Origin of the sequence: Frigoribacterium sp. Leaf263 (genome assembly GCF_001422285.1) — a bacterium.
Taxonomy (GTDB): Bacteria; Actinomycetota; Actinomycetes; order Actinomycetales; family Microbacteriaceae; genus Frigoribacterium.
On sequence record NZ_LMMO01000003.1, the window covers coordinates 38,009 to 54,937 of the forward strand.

A 16,929-nucleotide genomic window follows, 5' to 3' on the forward strand; every position below is an offset into this window, starting at 1 on the left:
CTCGTGTGTCCGCGTCGATCTTAGGATGGCCTGATGGTCACCACGCTCCCCACGACAGCGATTCTCGGCGCCGGCTCGATGGGAGGCGCGATCCTGTCCGGTCTGCTGCGACCGGGGGTCGAGGTCGACGGCGGCGTCCGGGTCACCAACCGCACCGAGGCGAAGGCCGTCGCGCTGCGGCACGGCCCGGTCACCTCGCTGGCGACCGAGAGCGACCCGCGCGCCAACGCGTCGGCCGTCGTCGGCGCCCGGCTCGTGCTGATCGGCGTGAAGCCGCACATGGTCGTCGACCTCCTGACCGAGATCGGACCGGTGCTCGACCCGGGGGCGGTCGTGGTCAGCCTGGCCGCCGGCGTCACCACGGCCACGATGGAGGCGGCCCTCCCTCCGACCGTCTCGGTCCTGCGCTCGATGCCCAACACCCCGTCGGTCGTCGGGCTCGGGGTCACGGGCCTCAGCGCGGGCTCGCGGTCCAGCGACGACGACCTGGCGCTCGCCCGGTCGCTCTTCGAGGTCGTCGGCGAGGTCGTCGTGGTCGACGAGGACCGCATCGACGCTCTCAGCACGATCTCGGGCTCCGGCCCCGCCTACGTGTTCCTGCTCGTCGAGAGGTTGCAGGAGGCGGCGGTCGGCCTCGGCTTCACCCCCGCGCAGGCCGCCACGATGGTCCAGGGCACCTTCCGAGGTGCGAGCGAACTGCTCGCGACGAGCGACCTGCTGCCCGCCCACGACGCCCCCGCCGAGCTCCGGCGCCGCGTGACGAGCCCGGGCGGTACGACCGAGCGCGCCGTCGCCGTGCTCGACGACGCCGGGCTCGCCGACCTGTTCGACCGGGCGACCGCCGCGGCGCTCGAGCGCAACCGGGAGATCGCCGAGGGCCGCTGACCTCGTCGACCCGCGCCTCTTCGGCTGCGGGTCGAGAGGGGTGTCCGCGGATCGGGAGGGATCTCAGCGGGTCGGGGCGGTGTCAGCCCTCGAGAGCGGCGAACCGCTCGATGGCCGCGCTGTCGCCCGAGACGATGATCAGATCGTGGTTGCTGATCACGGTGTCGGGGGTGGCCTCGCTGAATGCGCCGCCGGGGCTCTTGACGCCCACGATGGTGACGCCGTACTTCTTGCGGATGTTCGAGGCCGCGAGGGTCGACCCGCGGACGGGCTTCGGCGGGTACATCTTGACGATGGCGAAGGCGTCGTCGAACTCGATGTAGTCGAGCAGACGACCCGAGACCAGATGCGCGACGCGCTCCCCGGCCTCGCGTTCGGGGTAGATGACGTGGTTCGCGCCGATGCGCGCGAGGATCTTGCCGTGCGACTGGCTGATGGCCTTCGCCCAGATCTGCGGCACCTTGAGGTCGACGAGGTTCGCGGTGATCAGGACGCTCGCCTCGATCGACGAGCCGACGGCCACGACGGCGATCGAGAAGTCCTGCGCGCCGATCTGCTTCAGGGCGTCGATGCTGCGCGCGTCGGCCTGCACGGCGTGCGTGACGCGGTCGGCCCACTTCTGCACGAGACCGGCGCTGGTGTCCACTGCGAGCACGTCGCGGTCCTGTCGCTCGAGCTGGCCCGCGGTCGCCGCGCCGAACCGGCCGAGGCCGATGACGAGGACGGGGGCGTCGTGCTTGATCTTGTCAACCAACGATCGGTCGCTCCTCGGGTCGCGTGAACAGCTGGCGTCGCTGGCTGGCTGCCAGGGCGACGGAGAGTGTCACTGTACCAACGCGGCCCATCCACATCGTGGTCGCGAGGATGTACTTGCACGAGTCGGGCAGCTCGGTCGTCAGGCCGGTCGACAGGCCCGACGTCGCGAAGGCGGAGATCACCTCGAACAGCACGTGCTCGAGGGGCTCCTTCGTGATGTGCATGATGAGGATGCTCGCCACGGCCACGATGGTGGCGCCCCAGAGCACGACGCTGACCGACAGACGCAGCACGTCGCTCGGGATCCGCCGGCCGAAGGCCTCCATCGAGCGGTTGCCGCGGGCCTCGGCGAACGCGGCCAGGAACAGCACGGCGAGGGTGGTCACCTTGATGCCTCCGGCCGTCGAGGCCGAGCCGCCGCCGATGAACATCAGCATGTCGGTGACGAGCAGGGAGGATCCGTTCAGGTCGCCGATGTCGATCGTCGAGAACCCGCCGGAACGGGTCATCTGACTGAGGAACAGCGACTGGAAGATCGTCGGGAAGGCGGCGATGCCGCCGAAGGTGTCGGGGTTGTCGAACTCGAGCACGATGAACAGCAGGGCCCCCGCGAAGAGCAGGACGAAGCTCGTGACGAGGGTCAGCTTCACGTGCACCGACCAGCGGCGGGGATGCCAGGGGTTCCGGGCCAGGGCGTAGATGACGGGGAACCCGATGCTGCCGAGGAACACGCCGATCATGATCAGCGTCAGGAACCAGTAGTCGTTCTCGAACGGGGCGAGACCCTCGGCGTTCGGCGAGAAGCCCGTGTTCGTGAAGGCCATCGCCGAGTAGTAGAAGCTGTCGAGCACGGAGTCGCCGAGCGGGATGCCGTCGATCACGAGACGGGGGATCAGCAGCAGCGCGATCACGGTCTGGATGACCGCCGAGCTCAGCGCGACGGTGGCGAGCAGCCCGCCGACCTCGCCGAGCCGCACGGCCTGCCCCTCGGGCACCGGACCGGCGTGCACGCGCAGGGGGTTGCTGTCGGAGGCGGCCATCAGACGGGCGCGCAGGCCCAGCTTGCGCGACACGACGAGACCCATGATCGACGCGAGCGTCAGGACGCCGATGGCGCCGATCTGCACGCCCACGAAGATGACCACGTGCCCGAAGAGCGACCAGTGCGTCGCCATGTCGACGGTGGCCAGACCCGTGACGCAGATGACCGACACGGCCGTGAAGAGCGAGTCGGCGAGGGGCGTCGCGCGACCGTCGGCGGCGGCGACGGGCAACGAGAAGATCGCCGTGAAGACGAGGATCAGACCGGTGAAGATCATGATCGCGAAACGAGCGGGCGAGTGCCGCCCGATGTCGTCGACGTAGTCGGTGATGCGGCGGACCGGGCCGCGGCCCGAGGAACGGACGGGACCCTGCCGGATCGCTCGGGGGATGCGCCGGGAGGCGGAGGAGGCGCGCGTCACGTGTAGATGGTACTCCGGGGTGGTCGTCGTTACTGTGGCAGCATGCCTGACCTCTTCGCCGTGATCGCCGACGGGACCCGCCGAGACCTCCTGGCGGTGCTGCTCGAGGCCCGAGCCGCAGGCGAGTCGGCCACCGGCGACGTCTCGGTCGGCGAGCTGGTCACCCGCCTCGGCATCAGCCAGCCCACGGTCTCGAAGCACCTGCGCGTGCTGCGCGACGCGGGGCTCGTGCACGTGCGCGAGGGCGGGCAGCACCGCTTCTACGGCATCGACACCGAACCCCTCGAGGCGATCGAGGACTGGCTCATCCCGTTCCTCGGGGCCGAGGTGGAGGTCGACGCCTCGGTGGCCGGGGCGTTCGCGGCCTGGGCGGGAGCCGGCGTACCCGCCCCCATCCGCCGGGCCGCCGAGAGCATCCCCGACGCGGGCGACGTGGGGAGCTCGCTGGGACGCGCGGTCGCCGATGCGCAGCACCGCGCCTCCTCGGCCCTGCACGACGCCACGAACGTGCTCGACGAGCGCGTGATCGTGCCAGTCCGCAAGCGGCTGGGCCGCGGCGCCTGACCGTTGCACGACGCCTCGTGCGCCCCTAGAGTGACCACCAGGCGCACCAGTCACATGGTCGCGCCTGCGCGCTCGGGGGTCCCCGGGCCGAGACGAGGGGGAGACATGGCGGACGACCTGTCGGACGTGAGGTTCCTCACGGTGGCCGAGGTGGCCGACATGATGCGCGTATCGCGCATGACGGTCTACCGGATGGTCCACTCGGGCGAGCTCCCCGCGATCCGGTTCGGCCGCTCGTTCCGTGTTCCCGAGTCGGCGGTGGCGGCGGTGCTCCGCATCGGCGTCGCCGACGTCGGCTGACTCGCTTCGACTTTCGGCGGCGGCCCTAGTAGACTGCCCCGAGGTATTTTTCCGCGGTTCTGTTTCGGACCCGGTCGGTCCAATCCAGAAATCAGTGAGGTCTCTATGGGTTCTGTCATCAAGAAGCGTCGTAAGCGCATGGCGAAGAAGAAGCACCGCAAGCTGCTTCGCAAGACTCGTCACCAGCGACGCAACAAGAAGTAGTCGCACCACCGTCGATGCCCCCGCAGGCCCAGTGCCTGCGGGGGCATCGACGCGTCCGCCCCTTGCTAACGTGGGTCCGTGACCGCACCGAGAATCACCCTGCTCACCAAGCCCGGCTGCCATCTCTGCGACGAGGCGCGCGGCGTCCTCGACGGGGTGCTCGCCGAGAGCGAGTTCGCGGCGGCCTCCCTCGGCTACCGAGAAGAGAACATCCTCACCGACGCCGCCCTGCGCGACGCGTATGCCGAGGAGATCCCCGTCGTGCTCATCGACGACCGCGTGCACACGATCTGGCGAGTCGAGCCCGAGCGGCTGCGCGCGGCGCTGCGCCGTGCCATCCCGGGGGCCCGCCTGGCCTAGTCGCGGAGCCGGGCGACGGACTCGCCGCCGGGTCAGGGGCGGCGGAGGGTCTCGCGGGGGTACTCGCCGAACTCCGCGGCATAGGCTGCCGAGAAGCGCCCCGCGTGGCCGAAGCCCCAGGCCGACGCGACGTCGGCGATGTGCGTGATGTCGGGGTTCGAGCGCAGGAGCTCCTCTCGGACCTTCTGCAGCCTCACCTGTCGGATGTAGCCGTGCGGGGTCGTCTCGAACAGGCGCTGGAACGCCTGCTGGAGTCCTCTCGCGCTCAGGTCGGCGGCACGCGCCACCTCGACCGGAGTCAACGGCAGGTGCGCGTTCTCGTGGACGAACTCGACGGCCGTGCGGATGCGTGCGTTCTTCGGCAGCAGCAGCTCCGGCGGGAGGCGCGTCTCGTCCTGGGGGTAGAGCTCCAGAAGCGACAGACCGGCCAGGCGCCCCATCTCGGCCTGCAGGAGGGGGCTGGCGTTCAGATCCAGGACGCTGCGGGAGATCAGGCTGACGCTGTTCCGCCACAGTCGCATGGCCTGCGGGCCCGGATCGGCCCGGTGGTCGAAGGTCAACGACCGAGCGGGGATGCCCTGCTCTTCAGCCAGCTGCTCGACGAGGCGGCGGTTCATCTGGACCAGTCGCTGGTCGTAGTCCTGGAACCGGAATCGGAACGCCTGCTGCGGCCACATCCTGGCCTGACCCGGCACGAGCGAGATCTCGTCTCGGCCGACGTCGAGGACCCCCTGCCCCTTGGTGATCCATTGGATGACGATGTCGTCGCCGGCGGCCATCTCGCCGATGAGCAGGCCCTCGAACTGGACGTTCCGCAGGGTCATGGCGCCGTCGCCCGCCGCCTGATAATGGAACGAGAAGTCGTTCTCGGTACGGTCTGCGCGCCACTCCACACCGGCGTAGGCCGCGGCGAGGACGTCTCTGGCGACGTCGAGGTCCGTGCCTCGTTCGTCTATCCGTATGCGCTCAGGCCTGTCATCGTTCACCGAGGCCCATTCTGGCATGCGGGGTGGCTCCCCGGTGGTCCGAATGTCCGCGGAGGGCGCCTAGAACGTGTCGGACGACTCGTAGACCGACAGGAGCATGGCCGCAGCCGTCCGGGCCGTCCGGACGGGGGCCGGCGACTCCTTCGCCCGCACCGTCAGGGCGGCCCCCTCGAGCAGCAGCACGAGGGCGTCGCTCATGAACACCGGATATCCGGCTCGGGCGCAGAGGGAGGTCATGAGGTGCTCCACCTCGACCAGATGACCCGAGGCGAGGGCCGTGGCGACGTTCTGCCCGGTGCCGACACCCGTGAGACACGGGCAGCAGCCCGCCTGATCGTGCTCGATGTAGAGGAACACCTCGAGGATCTGATCGCGGGGGTCCGCCTCCGCGGTCAGCGAAGCGAGGAGATCGCGGAACCAAGCCTGGTGTCTCGCCTCGCACACCGCCTGGACGAGGTCGCTGCGCGTGGCGAAGACGCTGCGCAGCCGGTCGAGGGAGAGCCCGGCGCTGCGGGCGACCGCCGCCGGGGTGAGCCGCGTGAAGGATCCCGTTCCGACCATCTCCTCGGCCGCGGTCAGCACAGCGTCCCGATCGGCGGAGGCGGTGCTGAGGTGGGGCAAGGGGGCTCATTCATGGTCACTCGTGGAGAGTTGCGTCGCCATCCACTGTAGGTGTCCGCGTCGGACCACGCCCGTCGTGTATCCCCGTTCGGTGGTCACCGAGCCGCGCTGTCCCGAATGCGCCCCCGCCCCGGAGTCTCAGACGGTCCGCGGAGACCGGCGACGGCCCAGGATGACGCCGAGACCGATCATCCCCACGGCGAGGACGAAGTGCAGCCAGTCGTCGGCCGTGTTCAGCGGCACGAAGTTCGCCTGGCTGTCCTTGTCGATGACGAGGCCGTAGATCCAGAGCACCGCGTAGACGATCCCGCCGACGATCAGGTAGAGCTTCGACGCCCTGACCGTGCGCGCGAGCGCGACACCGGCGATGCCGAACAGGAGGTGCACGATGTTGTGGAGCACCGAGACCTGGAACAGACCCAGCAGCATCGCGCCGGAGCCGTGTCCGGCGCCGTGCAGGTCCCCCACGTCGGTGGTGAGGCCGGGGACGAACCCGGCGACCCCCACCACCAGGAACACCACGCCGACGATCAGCGCCGCCTTCTGCACGGGCGTCTCGGCGACGGGGCGACGGTCGCGGGCGTCGGAGGGTGAACTGGTCATCAGGGACTCCTTCGAGTTGACGTTCGCAGGGCGGTTCTCCTTGCTCCGGCAGACGGTAGGCGGCGATCGGAGGCGGATCCGGGGGTTGCACGACTCGTCTGGGCGCGGTAGTGAGACGGCCCGGACGAGAGAGAGCCCGCGCATCCGGGATGCGCGGGCTCTCTCTCGTCGAGCGTCTACTCGAGGCGTCGTCTACGGCGTCAGGCGGGTGGGCCCGCGGAACAGGTAGGTCACCTCGCGGAGATTGGGCTGGTGCAGCATGAGCATCAGCACGCGGGCGAGGCCCATGCCGAAACCGCCGTGCGACGGGGCCCCGTACCGGAAGAAGTCGAGATAGCCGCCGAGCTCCTCCGGCTTCATGCCCTTCTCGCGGATCTGCGCCTCGAGCACGTCCACGCGGTGCTCGCGCTGCGCGCCGGTCGTGATCTCGGTGCCGTTGTAGATGAGGTCGTAGCTCTTGGTCAGCTGCGGGTCGTCCTCGTGACGCATGTGGTAGAACGGCCGGATCGAAGCGTCGTAGTCCGTGAGGAACACGAAGTCGTGGTCGTGGGTCTCCTTGACGTAGGCCGCGATCTGCCGCTCGCCCTCGGGGTCCATGTCGGCGTCGGCCCGGGGGACGACGTAGCCGCGTTCGGCGACGATCCGCTTCGCCTCGGCGAGCGGGATGCGGGGGAACGGCCTCGAGGGCACGACGAGGTCGACGTCGAAGAGCTCCTTGATCTCGGCCCCGTGCTTCTCGACGACCGCGGTGAAGGCGGCGACGAGCAGCTCCTCCTGCATGGCCATGACGTCTTCATGGCTCTCGATGTAGCTGATCTCGGCGTCGACGCTGGTGTACTCGGTCGCGTGACGCGAGGTGAACGACGGGTCGGCGCGGAACACGGGCGCGATCTCGAAGATCCTCCCGAAGCCGGCGCTCTGAGCCATCTGCTTGAAGAACTGTGGGCTCTGCGCGAGGAACGCGCTGCCCTCGAAGTAGTCGATCTTGAACAGCTCGGCGTTCGACTCGCTCGCCGACGCCATGATCTTGGGGGTGTGGATCTCGATGTAGTCGCGCTCCACCCAGTAGGTGCGCATCGCGTGCTCGAGGGTGGTCTGAACGCGGAAGATCAACGCGTTGCGCGGCACCCGCAGATCGAGGAACCGCCAGTCCATGCGCTTGTCGATGCCGCTGTCGGCGGCGATCGGCGTCTCGGGGTCGGCCGCCGAGTCGACCACGAGGGTCTCGATCCGCACCTCGATGCCGCCGAGCTTGACGCGCTCGTCGTGCTTGAGCGCCCCGGTCACGGTCACGAAGCTGCCCTGGGCGAGACCGGAGATCGCGTCGGCGATCTCGTCGACCTCGCCGTTCGCCTCGAGGACGTCGGCGGCCGTCCGCGGGCGGACCAGCTGCACGGCGCCCGACTCGTCGCGGAGGACGACGAACTGCACCTTCTTCTGATCGCGGACGGTATCGACCCAACCCGCCACCGTCACGGTGCCGTCGGGGAGGGGGGAGAGGTCCTTGATGGGGGTGCGTTCGATCACGAGGCCGACTTTACAGGCCGAGCGCGCCTCCGCGGTTCCCGAGAGGGAGGTGAGTGCGAGCCCCCGACCTAGACTGGGCGGCATGCCCGCGCAGCACATCCACCTCGTCCGGCACGGTGAGGTGCACAACCCCGAGCACGTCCTCTACGGCCGACTCGACGGCTTCGGTCTCAGCGACCTCGGGCATCGGATGGCCGCCTCGTCGGCCGCCATGCTCCACGAGCAGGGCGCCCCCGTCGTCGCCGTGCGGTCGAGTCCCCTGCAGCGCACGCGCGAGTCCGCCGCCCCCTGGGCCGAGCGGTTCGGGCTGACGGCCGGCGTGGACGACCGTCTCATCGAGCCGACCAACAAGTACGAAGGGCGGCGATCGGACTTCACGGTCGCGAAGCAGCTCGCCGTCCCCGCCGAGTGGCCGTGGATCGTCAACCCCCTGAAGCCCAGCTGGGGCGAGGCCTACGTCAGCATCGCCGCGCGCATGCTCGCGGCGGTCGAGGACGCCTGGTCGTCGGTCGACGGCGGCGACGTCGTCCTCGTCAGCCACCAGCTGCCGATCTGGATGGTGCACCGCAGCGTCACGGGCGCCCGGCTCTTCCACGATCCGCGTCGACGTCGATGCTCGCTGTCGAGCGTCACGACGCTCGCGCGGCGGGGCGACCGCTTCGTCGAGGTGGGCTATCAGGATCCCGCGCGAGACTTGCTGGATTCCGCCGTCGACCTGGGAGCAGTGTGACCACCCGTAAGACCTCCATCCCCCGCCGGTCGTCGCCGATGGGTCGTGCGCTCGCGGGCGCCGCCGTCGTGGCCCTCGCTCTGACGGGCTGCACCTCGCAGAACGACGACCTCGCCGCGAACTTCGGCGACGGCACCACCGAGAACTACATCTCGGGCAGCGGCACGGTCACCGAGATCGCCCCCGACGATCGGGGCGAGCCCGTGCAGTTCACGAGCGAGACCGACACGGGCGACGCGGTGTCGCGCTCCGACTACGACGGCGACGTCGTCGTCCTGAACTTCTGGTATGCCGGCTGCCCGCCGTGCCGCGCCGAGGCACCGGATCTCGAGCAGGTCCACGACGACTACGCCGACCAGGGCGTCCGGTTCCTCGGGGTCAACGTCCGCGACCAGGCGGCCACGTCGCAGGCCTTCGCGCGCACGTTCGACGTCGGCTACCCCTCCGTCGTCGACACGAACGACGGGGCCGTCCAGCTGGCCCTCGCGGGGACGATCGCCCCGAACTCCGTGCCGACCACGATCGTCCTCGACCGGCAAGGCCGCATCGCCGCGCGCATCCTCGGAGGCCTCGACGGACCGAGCATCCTCGACACCCTGGTCTCCGACACCCTCGCCGAGAAGGCCTAGGTGTACCAGGGCAATCCCTTCTTCGAGGCGGTGACGGGCGGTCAGCTGCTCGTCGCGCTGCCCGTCGCCCTGCTGGCCGGTCTCATCTCGTTCCTGTCGCCGTGCGTCCTCCCGCTGGTGCCGGGGTACCTCGGCTACGTCGGCGGGCTGACCGGCCGATCGGCGCCGGTGGCCCGAGGCGGCCTCGCCCCGACCGCCGACGCGGTCGCCGCGGCGGCCCGCCGCGATCGCCGACGGGTCGTGCTCGGGGTCCTGCTCTTCGTCGGAGGCTTCACGGTCGTCTTCGTCGGCGCGAACCTCGCCTTCGCGGCGGCGGGCTTCTGGCTGATCCAGTGGCGCGATCTGATCGTGCGGCTCATGGGAGTCGTGGTGATCGTGCTGGGGCTCGTCTTCATCGGGCGGCTGGAGTTCTTCCAGCGGACGCTGAAGCTGCCGGTCACACCCGCCACGGGTCTCGCGGGCGCGCCGCTGCTCGGCATCGTCTTCGGCATCGGCTGGACCCCGTGCATCGGTCCGACCCTCGCCGCCATCACGGCGATGTCGCTCGATTCGGCGTCGCTCGGCCAGGCCGTCCTGCTCGGCCTCTTCTACTGCGTCGGTCTCGGCGTGCCCTTCCTGCTCGTCGCCCTCGGCTTCGGCTGGGCCTCGCGCTCGATCTCGTTCGTCAAGCGGCACATGCGCGCCGTCAACATCGTCGGAGGTTCCATCCTGATCGTCATCGGCCTGCTCATGGTCACGGGCCTCTGGTCCGATCTGATGTCACGACTGGGGTCGGTGATCGCGAGCTATGGCACGATCGTCTGACCGCGAGCCCCTCACCTCGGCCGACGAGACCGACGCCTCCGCCGACCCGCTGAGACCGAGCGACCACGTCGACTCCGTCGCGGCGCCGGCATCGGGCGGCGGCGTCGCCCAGCCGCGTCTCGGACCGATCGGCTACCTGCGGTTCTTCTGGCGCCAGCTGACCAGCATGAAGACCGCGCTGTTCCTGCTCATGCTGCTCGCCGTCGCGGCCATCCCGGGCTCGCTCGTGCCTCAGCGCACGTCCGATCCGAACGGCGTCGTGCAGTACCGCACCGACAACCCCGACCTCTTCCCGATCCTCGACAAGCTCGGGGTGTTCGACACCTACTCGTCGCCGTGGTTCTCGGCCGTCTACCTGCTGCTGTTCATCTCGCTGATCGGCTGCATCATCCCGCGGACGAAGCACCACTTCGAGGCGCTCCGGGCGCGTCCGCCCAAGACGCCGGCTCGCCTGTCGCGTCTCGCCGGCTACCGCACGGTGACGATCGAGCAGGGCGGAGGAGGCGCGGATCGGCCCTCCGTCACCGCCGCCGCCGCGGTCGAGGCGGCCCGAGCCCAGTTGAAGCGCGCCGGCTACCGCACCGAGGTCTTCGGCGACTCGGTCAGCGCCGAACGCGGGTATCTGCGCGAGACGGGCAACCTGGTGTTCCACGCCGCCCTGGTCGGCGTGCTCCTGACGGTCGGCGTCGGGGGCGGGTTCGGGTACGCCGGGCAGCGCGTGGTGGTCGAGGGGCAGACCTTCACGAACGTGCTCGGCTCGTACGACTCGTTCAACCCCGGTCGATGGTTCGACGATTCGCAGCTCTCGCCGTTCAGCATCACGCTCGACCGGTTCACGACGGACTACGAGGAGCAGAACAAGGACGCCCTCGGGCAGGCGACCGACTACACCGCCGACGTGACGACCCGGACGCGGGGCGGCGATGACGACGAGAAGCGTCAGATCAAGGTCAACAGCCCCCTGGCCATCGGCGACTCGAACGTCTACCTGCTCGGCAACGGCTACGCCGTCGACGTGACGGTGCGCGACGGCGACGGCGATCTGGCGTTCCGCGACACGGTGCCGTTCCTGCCTCAGAACACCAACCTCATGTCCCAGGGCGTCATCAAGGTGCCCGACGCGGTGCCCGAGCAGCTGGGCATGATCGGCTTCTTCTACCCGTCGGCGGTCGACACCGAGTCGGGCATGCTGGCGTCCAGCTACCCCGACACCCTGAACCCCGTGCTGAGCCTCAACGTCTACACGGGCGACCTCGGTCTCGACGACGGCGTGCCGCGGTCCGTCTACGCGCTCGACACCGTCGGGCTCACGGAGGTCGCGGGCGCCGACGCCGACACCAGTGCGATCCGCGTCACCCCGGGCGAGACGGCCGATCTGCCGAACGGTCTCGGCACGGTCACGTTCGACGGAGTCAAGCGGTTCGCCTCGTTCGACGTGCACCACGACCCCTCGCAGCTGTGGGTCCTCCTCTTCGCCGGCCTCAGCTTCGCGGGGCTCCTGACCGCGCTGTTCGTCCCGCGTCGTCGGGTCTGGGTGAAGGCCCGCGACACGGGATCCGGTCTCGTGCTCGAGTACGCCGGTCTCGCCCGCGGTGAGGACCCGACGCTCGAACGGGCCGTCGGCGACATCACGCGCACCCATCTGACGGGGCTCGGCGTGCCCGAACAGGCGGCCAAGGCCGTCGCCTCGGGCGAGGCAACCGCTTCGACGTCGAGAGACGCCGACTCCTCGTCCGCCGCCGACGGACGTAAGCTCTCCTCGTGACCGCCGACCTCGCCTACTACTCGCTCGTCGCCGTCTACTCGGCGATGGCCATCTACACGATCTCGTTCGTGGCCTACGCGCTCGATCTGGCGAAGCGGTCGGGCGACGCTCAGCTCGCCGCCACCGACGCCGCGCGTCTCGACGGCCGTGCTGCCGCCTCCGCCTCGGCCACGGCCTCGAGGGGTTCCTCGACCGTGGTGCTCGATCGTCCCGTCACGACCCCCGGTCGCGACGGCGCCGATGCGTCGGGGCGCCGTCGGCCGTCGCGGTTCGAGCGGGTGGCCACCTCGCTGATGGTGCTCGGCCTGCTGGTGCACGTCGCCTCCGTCGTCATGCGGGGCGTCGCCGCCGAGCGGGTGCCGTGGGCCAACATGTTCGAGTTCTCGCTGACGGGCACGGCGATCATCGTCGGCGTCTACCTGCTGGTGAAGCAGTTCGTCGACATCTCGTTCCTCGGTGCGTACGTGATGGGCCTGAACCTCATCCTGCTCGCCATCGGCACGGTGAACTACTACGTGGCGGTCGTCCCGCTCCAGCCGGCGCTGCAGTCCGCGTGGCTGGTCATCCACGTGCTCGTCGCCATCCTCGGGACCGGCTTCTTCGCCATCGCGGCGGGTCTGTCGATCGTCCAGCTCATCCAGACGCGGCGCGAGCAGGCGAAGCTCGCCGGTCTCGGCTTCATGCAGACGCTCCCCGGCGCCGACCGTCTCGAGGATCTCGCCTACCGCGTCGCCCTCGTGGGCTTCGTGCTCTGGACCTTCACGCTCATCGCCGGCGCCGTCTGGGCCGAGCGGGCCTGGGGCCGCTACTGGGGCTGGGACACCAAAGAGGTCTGGACCTTCATCATCTGGGTGCTCTACGCCGGCTACATCCACGCTCGCGCCACGCGCGGCTGGCGGGGATCCCGGTCGTCGTGGCTGTCGATCATCGGCTTCGCGGCCGTCATGTTCAACTTCTCGGTCGTCAACGTCTTCTTCAAGGGCCTGCACGCGTACTCGGGTCTCTGACCCGCTGACGCCGCACAGCCGGTGCGTCATAGTCCGCGGTCGGCCAGCAGCTCGTAGGAGGCGCGGAGCCGCTCGATCCAGACCCTCCGTCGGTCGTCGTCCGCCGCGTGGCGACGGAGGAGATCGACATCGACGTCGATCCGTCGCACATCCACGGCTCCGTCGACCGGCAGGAGCGGCGCCCGGGTCACATCCGCCGTCAGCAGGGCGGCGGTGCCGAGCCCGCAGTCGTGCCGCAGCTCCGGCACGGCGGCGGCGAGGTGCGCCCCCATGCTGAGGCCCACGGACGTGTCGAGGGCGCTCGAGACGACGACGGGCAGGCCCGCGTCCGCGACGATGCGGAGCGCGGCCGACACGCCGCCGAGCGGCTGGGCCTTGATCACCAGCAGGTCGGCCGCACCGGCACGGGCGACCGCGAGGGGGTCGGCGGCCTTGCGGACGCTCTCGTCCGCGGCGACGGGCACGCCGAGGCCGGCGGTGCGGCGCCGCAGCTCCGCCAGCTCGGGCACGCTGGCGCAGGGCTGCTCGACGTACTCCAGGCCGTACGGAGCCAGGGCGAGCAGCGCCTCCTCGGCCTCGTCGACGGACCACGCGCCGTTGGCGTCGATGCGGACCCGTCCCGCGTCGCCGACGTGGTCGCGAGCCGCGGCGACGCGGGCGACGTCGTCGGCGAGGCCCTCGCCCGGGTCGGCGACCTTCACCTTGACGGTGCGGCACCCGGGGTACCGATCGAGCACGGCCCCCACCTGGTCGGGCGCGACGATCGGGAGGGTCGCGTTGACGGCCACCCGGGAGGCGCGGGTCGCGTGCTCGGCGCCCCAGCCGAAATCGATGGTCGCCGCGAGCCAGGCGCTCGCCTCGGCGGGCCCGTACTCGACGAAGGGGCTGAACTCGGTCCAGCCGTTCGGGCCCTCGACGAGCAGCGCCTCGCGCGCGTCGAGCCCGCGGAACCGGGTGCGGAGGGGGAGCCGGACCACGTGCGCTCCGTCGATCAGATCGGCGAGCGGGGGCAGCGGGGGAGTCGGGGCGGCGAGCGGGTGGGGGCTGCTGTTCGGCACGCGGTTAGTCTCCCACCAGCGTCGGTCCTCCGGCCCGCCGACGGGTTCCCTCGGGCGGGCGCGAAGGGTTCGGTAGGGTCGTGGGCCATGGCCGCCTCCGAGAACGACCCGACCGCCCGCCCCGAGGGGCTCGACATCCTGGCCGAGGAGAACTCGGGCGTCGAGGTCTCCGACCGTCCCACCGGTTCCCGTCGCCTCGGCCTCGTGACCCTCCTGCTGTCCCTGGGCCTGCTCCTCCTCGACGGGATCGCCGTCGCGCTCCTCGCCGCCGACCTGGTGACCCCGGCGGCGACCATCGCCCTCGTGACGATGCTCGCGTCGATCGTGGTCGGGGTGATCGCGCTCGTCGCGGTCGTGCTCCGGCGCGGTCGCGTGCCCGCCGTGGCCGCCGTGCTGCTCAGCGTGCTGTCGAACCCGTTCGTCCTCGTGTTCCTGCTCGCCCGGGTGCTGCCCGGATTCTGAGCCGGGGCACGCTCTCCGGCGCCCGGTCGTAGGCTGAGGGGATGAGCGACGCCGTCTCCGACCTGTTCGATCCGACCGAGTGGCGAGAGGTCGAGGGCTTCGACGGCCTCACCGACGTCACGTACCACCACAGCGTCGACGGGCGGGTCGCGAGGGTCGCCATCGATCGCCCCGAGGTGCGGAACGCCTTCCGACCGCACACCGTCGACGAGCTCTACCGGGCCCTCGACCATGCCCGCATGAACAGCCGCATCGGCGTGGTCCTGCTGACCGGCAACGGCCCGAGCGCGAAAGACGGCGGCTGGGCGTTCTGCAGCGGTGGAGACCAGCGCATCCGGGGTCGCGACGGCTACAAGGCCGAGAGCGACCAGGCCGACGTCGCGGACCCCGCCTCGGCCGGGCGCCTCCACATCCTCGAGGTGCAGCGGCTCATCCGCTTCATGCCGAAGGTCGTCATCGCCGTCGTGCCGGGGTGGGCGGCCGGTGGCGGTCACTCGCTGCACGTCGTCTGCGATCTGACGGTCGCCAGCCGCGAGCACGGTCGCTTCAAGCAGACCGACGCCGACGTCGGCTCGTTCGACGCCGGCTACGGCAGCGCCTACTTCGCGAAGCAGATCGGTCAGAAACTGGCCCGTGAGGTGTTCTTCCTGGCCGAGGAGTACAGCGCCGACCGGGCGCACGAGATGGGCGCCGTCAACCGCGTCGTCGCCCACGCCGATCTCGAGCGCGAGGCCCTCGCGATGGCGCGGACCATCCTGACGAAGTCGCCGACGGCCATCCGCATGCTCAAGTTCGCCTTCAACGCGACCGACGACGGCATCGTCGGTCAGCAGGTGTTCGCAGGCGAGGCGACCCGCCTGGCCTACGGCACCGACGAGGCGGTCGAGGGTCGGGACTCGTTCCTCGAGAAGCGCGAGCCCGACTGGTCGCCGTTCCCCTGGCAGTACTGATGCCGGTCGTGGCGTCCCTCGGGCGGCGCCGGCCGGGGAGGCGCGGCGCATGACCCGCCCCCTCCGCCCGGTCGACGCCCGCGACCCGGCCGCGGTGCTCGAGGCGCTCCGCGTCGCCCTGGCCGGCGGTCCGGCCGTCGCCCCGCGCATCGACGGCAGCGTGCCGATCGATCTGCCGGAGGCCGTGCCCGTCGCCGTGGCGCTCGTGGTCGAGACGAGCGGCTCGACCGGTCGCGCCAAGCGCGTCGCGCTCTCGGCGGACGCCGTCCTCGCCGGCGCGGCGGCGGCCGACCAGGCGCTCTCCGGCCCGGGGCGGTGGCTGCTCGCCCTGCCGGCGCACTACATCGCGGGGCTGAACGTCCTCGTGCGGTCGATCACAGCCGAGACGGAGCCGGTGATCCTCGGGCCGGGTCGCTTCGATCCGGAGGACTTCGTCCGGGCGGCTGCTCGCCTCGACCACCCGGTGCGGTACGTGTCGCTCGTGCCGGCCCAGCTCGCGACGCTCCTCGACGCCGCCGACGCCGAGGGCCGCGCGCACGCCGCCGGCGTCCAGGCCGTCGGCGACGTCGCGGTCGGGCGGGTGGCCCGGCCCGGTGTGGCCGAGACCCTCCGCGGCTTCGCGGCCGTGCTCGTGGGCGGGCAGGCGACGCCGGCGTCCCTGATCTCCCGAGCGCGCCTCCTCGGCGTCAGGGTCGTGCGGACGTACGGGGCGAGCGAGACGAGCGGGGGCTGCGTGTACGACGGGGTCCCGGTCGGTCGCACCCGCGTCGAGGTGGTCGACGGCCAGATCGAGATCAGCGGACCGTCGCTGTTCGACGAGTACCTCGACGACCCCGACCGGACGGCCGAGGCGGTGACGACGCGTGACGGCCTCCGCTGGTACCGGACCGGAGACGGCGGCGTCCTGTCCGACGACGGGGTGCTGAGCGTCGTCGGGCGCCTCGACGACGTGATCGTCTCCGGCGGCGAGAAGGTGTCGCTCGGCGTCGTCGAGCGACATGTGCGCGAGCGACCGGGTCTCGAGACGGCGGTCGTCGTGCGGGCGGAGCATCCGCGGTGGGGCGAGGTGCCCGTCGTGGTGACGACGGAGGACGCGCCCGATCTGACGGACCTCCGGCGGGCGCTCGTCGAGCGGGCAGGACGCGCTGCGGCTCCCGATCGCATCGTGGTCGTCGACGAGCTGCCGCTGCTGCCGAGCGGGAAGCCGGACCGCGTCGCGCTGACCCGCGCGGTCGCGGACGGCTCGGCGAACTAG

20 protein-coding genes are annotated in these 16,929 nt (G+C 70.7%); 13 read left to right on the forward strand and 7 right to left on the reverse strand.

Going from position 1 to position 16,929, the window contains the following annotated elements:
• The first annotated feature begins 33 nt into the window (after window positions 1-33).
• Entirely contained in the window at window positions 34-885 is an 852-nt protein-coding gene (proC, locus tag ASF17_RS04210) for a pyrroline-5-carboxylate reductase (RefSeq protein ID WP_055795728.1), read from the forward strand.
• Window positions 886-967: 82 nt separating this feature from the next.
• Here proC and ASF17_RS04215 read toward each other — a convergent pair whose 3' ends face one another.
• Together ASF17_RS04215 and ASF17_RS04220 are read right to left on the reverse strand one after the other, a co-directional pair.
• Window positions 968-1,639, reverse strand: a complete 672-nt coding sequence (locus ASF17_RS04215; protein ID WP_055795729.1) for a potassium channel family protein — start codon at window positions 1,637-1,639, stop codon at window positions 968-970.
• A complete protein-coding gene (locus ASF17_RS04220; RefSeq protein WP_055798139.1) occupies window positions 1,632-3,014 on the reverse strand; it encodes a TrkH family potassium uptake protein in 1,383 nt (460 codons plus the stop codon). The genes ASF17_RS04215 and ASF17_RS04220 overlap by 8 nt, the downstream gene beginning before the upstream one ends.
• A 132-nt stretch (window positions 3,015-3,146) precedes the next feature.
• Here ASF17_RS04220 and ASF17_RS04225 point away from each other — a divergent pair, with 132 nt between their 5' ends.
• From ASF17_RS04225 to ASF17_RS04235, 4 genes are all read left to right on the forward strand, one after another.
• Entirely contained in the window at window positions 3,147-3,668 is a 522-nt protein-coding gene (locus tag ASF17_RS04225; RefSeq protein ID WP_082475057.1) for an ArsR/SmtB family transcription factor, read from the forward strand.
• Window positions 3,669-3,773: 105 nt separating this feature from the next.
• The gene (locus ASF17_RS04230) at window positions 3,774-3,968 is read left to right on the forward strand and encodes a helix-turn-helix domain-containing protein (protein WP_055795730.1); all 195 of its coding nucleotides are present in this window, start codon (window positions 3,774-3,776) and stop codon (window positions 3,966-3,968) included.
• A gap of 105 nt (window positions 3,969-4,073) precedes the next feature.
• On the forward strand, window positions 4,074-4,172 hold the full coding sequence (locus tag ASF17_RS15215) for a 30S ribosomal protein bS22 (protein WP_003792170.1): 99 nt from the start codon (window positions 4,074-4,076) through the stop codon (window positions 4,170-4,172).
• A 78-nt stretch (window positions 4,173-4,250) separates the two neighbouring features.
• On the forward strand, window positions 4,251-4,532 hold the full coding sequence (locus ASF17_RS04235) for a glutaredoxin family protein (RefSeq protein ID WP_055795731.1): 282 nt from the start codon (window positions 4,251-4,253) through the stop codon (window positions 4,530-4,532).
• Window positions 4,533-4,564: 32 nt separating this feature from the next.
• Here ASF17_RS04235 and ASF17_RS04240 read toward each other — a convergent pair whose 3' ends face one another.
• From ASF17_RS04240 to aspS, 4 genes are all read right to left on the reverse strand, one after another.
• Window positions 4,565-5,518 (reverse strand): AraC family transcriptional regulator, encoded by a 954-nt coding sequence (locus ASF17_RS04240; protein WP_162236411.1) that lies wholly within the window; start codon window positions 5,516-5,518, stop codon window positions 4,565-4,567.
• Between the two features lie 60 nt (window positions 5,519-5,578).
• Complete coding sequence (locus tag ASF17_RS04245) at window positions 5,579-6,139, reverse strand: TetR/AcrR family transcriptional regulator (protein WP_156357307.1); 561 nt, start codon at window positions 6,137-6,139, stop codon at window positions 5,579-5,581.
• A gap of 138 nt (window positions 6,140-6,277) precedes the next feature.
• Complete coding sequence (locus tag ASF17_RS04250; protein WP_055795737.1) at window positions 6,278-6,742, reverse strand: DUF4383 domain-containing protein; 465 nt, start codon at window positions 6,740-6,742, stop codon at window positions 6,278-6,280.
• Window positions 6,743-6,934: 192 nt separating this feature from the next.
• The gene (gene aspS, locus ASF17_RS04255) at window positions 6,935-8,269 is read right to left on the reverse strand and encodes an aspartate--tRNA(Asn) ligase (protein ID WP_055795738.1); all 1,335 of its coding nucleotides are present in this window, start codon (window positions 8,267-8,269) and stop codon (window positions 6,935-6,937) included.
• Window positions 8,270-8,351: 82 nt separating this feature from the next.
• Here aspS and ASF17_RS04260 point away from each other — a divergent pair, with 82 nt between their 5' ends.
• The 5 genes from ASF17_RS04260 to ccsB are packed head-to-tail and all read left to right on the forward strand — an operon-like array spanning window position 8,352 to window position 13,204.
• Window positions 8,352-8,999 (forward strand): histidine phosphatase family protein, encoded by a 648-nt coding sequence (locus ASF17_RS04260; protein ID WP_055795739.1) that lies wholly within the window; start codon window positions 8,352-8,354, stop codon window positions 8,997-8,999.
• Window positions 8,996-9,628: a TlpA family protein disulfide reductase gene (locus ASF17_RS04265; protein ID WP_326934167.1), complete on the forward strand. Its 633-nt coding sequence runs from the start codon at window positions 8,996-8,998 to the stop codon at window positions 9,626-9,628. The genes ASF17_RS04260 and ASF17_RS04265 overlap by 4 nt, the downstream gene beginning before the upstream one ends.
• On the forward strand, window positions 9,629-10,432 hold the full coding sequence (locus ASF17_RS04270) for a cytochrome c biogenesis CcdA family protein (protein ID WP_055795741.1): 804 nt from the start codon (window positions 9,629-9,631) through the stop codon (window positions 10,430-10,432).
• Complete coding sequence (gene resB / locus ASF17_RS04275) at window positions 10,416-12,197, forward strand: cytochrome c biogenesis protein ResB (RefSeq protein WP_055795743.1); 1,782 nt, start codon at window positions 10,416-10,418, stop codon at window positions 12,195-12,197. Before ASF17_RS04270 ends, resB begins: the two co-directional genes overlap by 17 nt.
• On the forward strand, window positions 12,194-13,204 hold the full coding sequence (ccsB, locus tag ASF17_RS04280; protein WP_369814552.1) for a c-type cytochrome biogenesis protein CcsB: 1,011 nt from the start codon (window positions 12,194-12,196) through the stop codon (window positions 13,202-13,204). The genes resB and ccsB overlap by 4 nt, the downstream gene beginning before the upstream one ends.
• Window positions 13,205-13,230: 26 nt before the next feature.
• Here ccsB and ASF17_RS04285 read toward each other — a convergent pair whose 3' ends face one another.
• Window positions 13,231-14,262: an o-succinylbenzoate synthase gene (locus ASF17_RS04285; RefSeq protein WP_235476366.1), complete on the reverse strand. Its 1,032-nt coding sequence runs from the start codon at window positions 14,260-14,262 to the stop codon at window positions 13,231-13,233.
• Between the two features lie 87 nt (window positions 14,263-14,349).
• Here ASF17_RS04285 and ASF17_RS04290 point away from each other — a divergent pair, with 87 nt between their 5' ends.
• The 3 genes from ASF17_RS04290 to ASF17_RS04300 are packed head-to-tail and all read left to right on the forward strand — an operon-like array spanning window position 14,350 to window position 16,929.
• A complete protein-coding gene (locus ASF17_RS04290; protein WP_055795745.1) occupies window positions 14,350-14,724 on the forward strand; it encodes a hypothetical protein in 375 nt (124 codons plus the stop codon).
• Between the two features lie 41 nt (window positions 14,725-14,765).
• Window positions 14,766-15,674, forward strand: a complete 909-nt coding sequence (locus ASF17_RS04295; RefSeq protein WP_055795747.1) for a 1,4-dihydroxy-2-naphthoyl-CoA synthase — start codon at window positions 14,766-14,768, stop codon at window positions 15,672-15,674.
• A gap of 49 nt (window positions 15,675-15,723) precedes the next feature.
• Complete coding sequence (locus ASF17_RS04300) at window positions 15,724-16,929, forward strand: AMP-binding protein (protein WP_055795749.1); 1,206 nt, start codon at window positions 15,724-15,726, stop codon at window positions 16,927-16,929.

Excerpts from the sequence above, each read along its gene's own strand:
- ASF17_RS15215 (WP_003792170.1), top strand. The coding sequence starts at position 4,074 with ATGGGTTCTGTCATCAAGAAGCGTCGTAAGCGCATGGCGAAGAAGAAG.
- ASF17_RS04250 (WP_055795737.1), bottom strand. The coding sequence starts at position 6,742 with ATGACCAGTTCACCCTCCGACGCCCGCGACCGTCGCCCCGTCGCCGAG.
- resB (WP_055795743.1), top strand. The coding sequence starts at position 10,416 with ATGGCACGATCGTCTGACCGCGAGCCCCTCACCTCGGCCGACGAGACC.
- ASF17_RS04225 (WP_082475057.1), top strand. The coding sequence starts at position 3,147 with ATGCCTGACCTCTTCGCCGTGATCGCCGACGGGACCCGCCGAGACCTC.
- ASF17_RS04295 (WP_055795747.1), top strand. The coding sequence starts at position 14,766 with ATGAGCGACGCCGTCTCCGACCTGTTCGATCCGACCGAGTGGCGAGAG.
- ASF17_RS04230 (WP_055795730.1), top strand. The coding sequence starts at position 3,774 with ATGGCGGACGACCTGTCGGACGTGAGGTTCCTCACGGTGGCCGAGGTG.
- ASF17_RS04300 (WP_055795749.1), top strand. The coding sequence starts at position 15,724 with ATGACCCGCCCCCTCCGCCCGGTCGACGCCCGCGACCCGGCCGCGGTG.
- proC (WP_055795728.1), top strand. The coding sequence starts at position 34 with ATGGTCACCACGCTCCCCACGACAGCGATTCTCGGCGCCGGCTCGATG.
- ASF17_RS04260 (WP_055795739.1), top strand. The coding sequence starts at position 8,352 with ATGCCCGCGCAGCACATCCACCTCGTCCGGCACGGTGAGGTGCACAAC.
- ASF17_RS04290 (WP_055795745.1), top strand. The coding sequence starts at position 14,350 with ATGGCCGCCTCCGAGAACGACCCGACCGCCCGCCCCGAGGGGCTCGAC.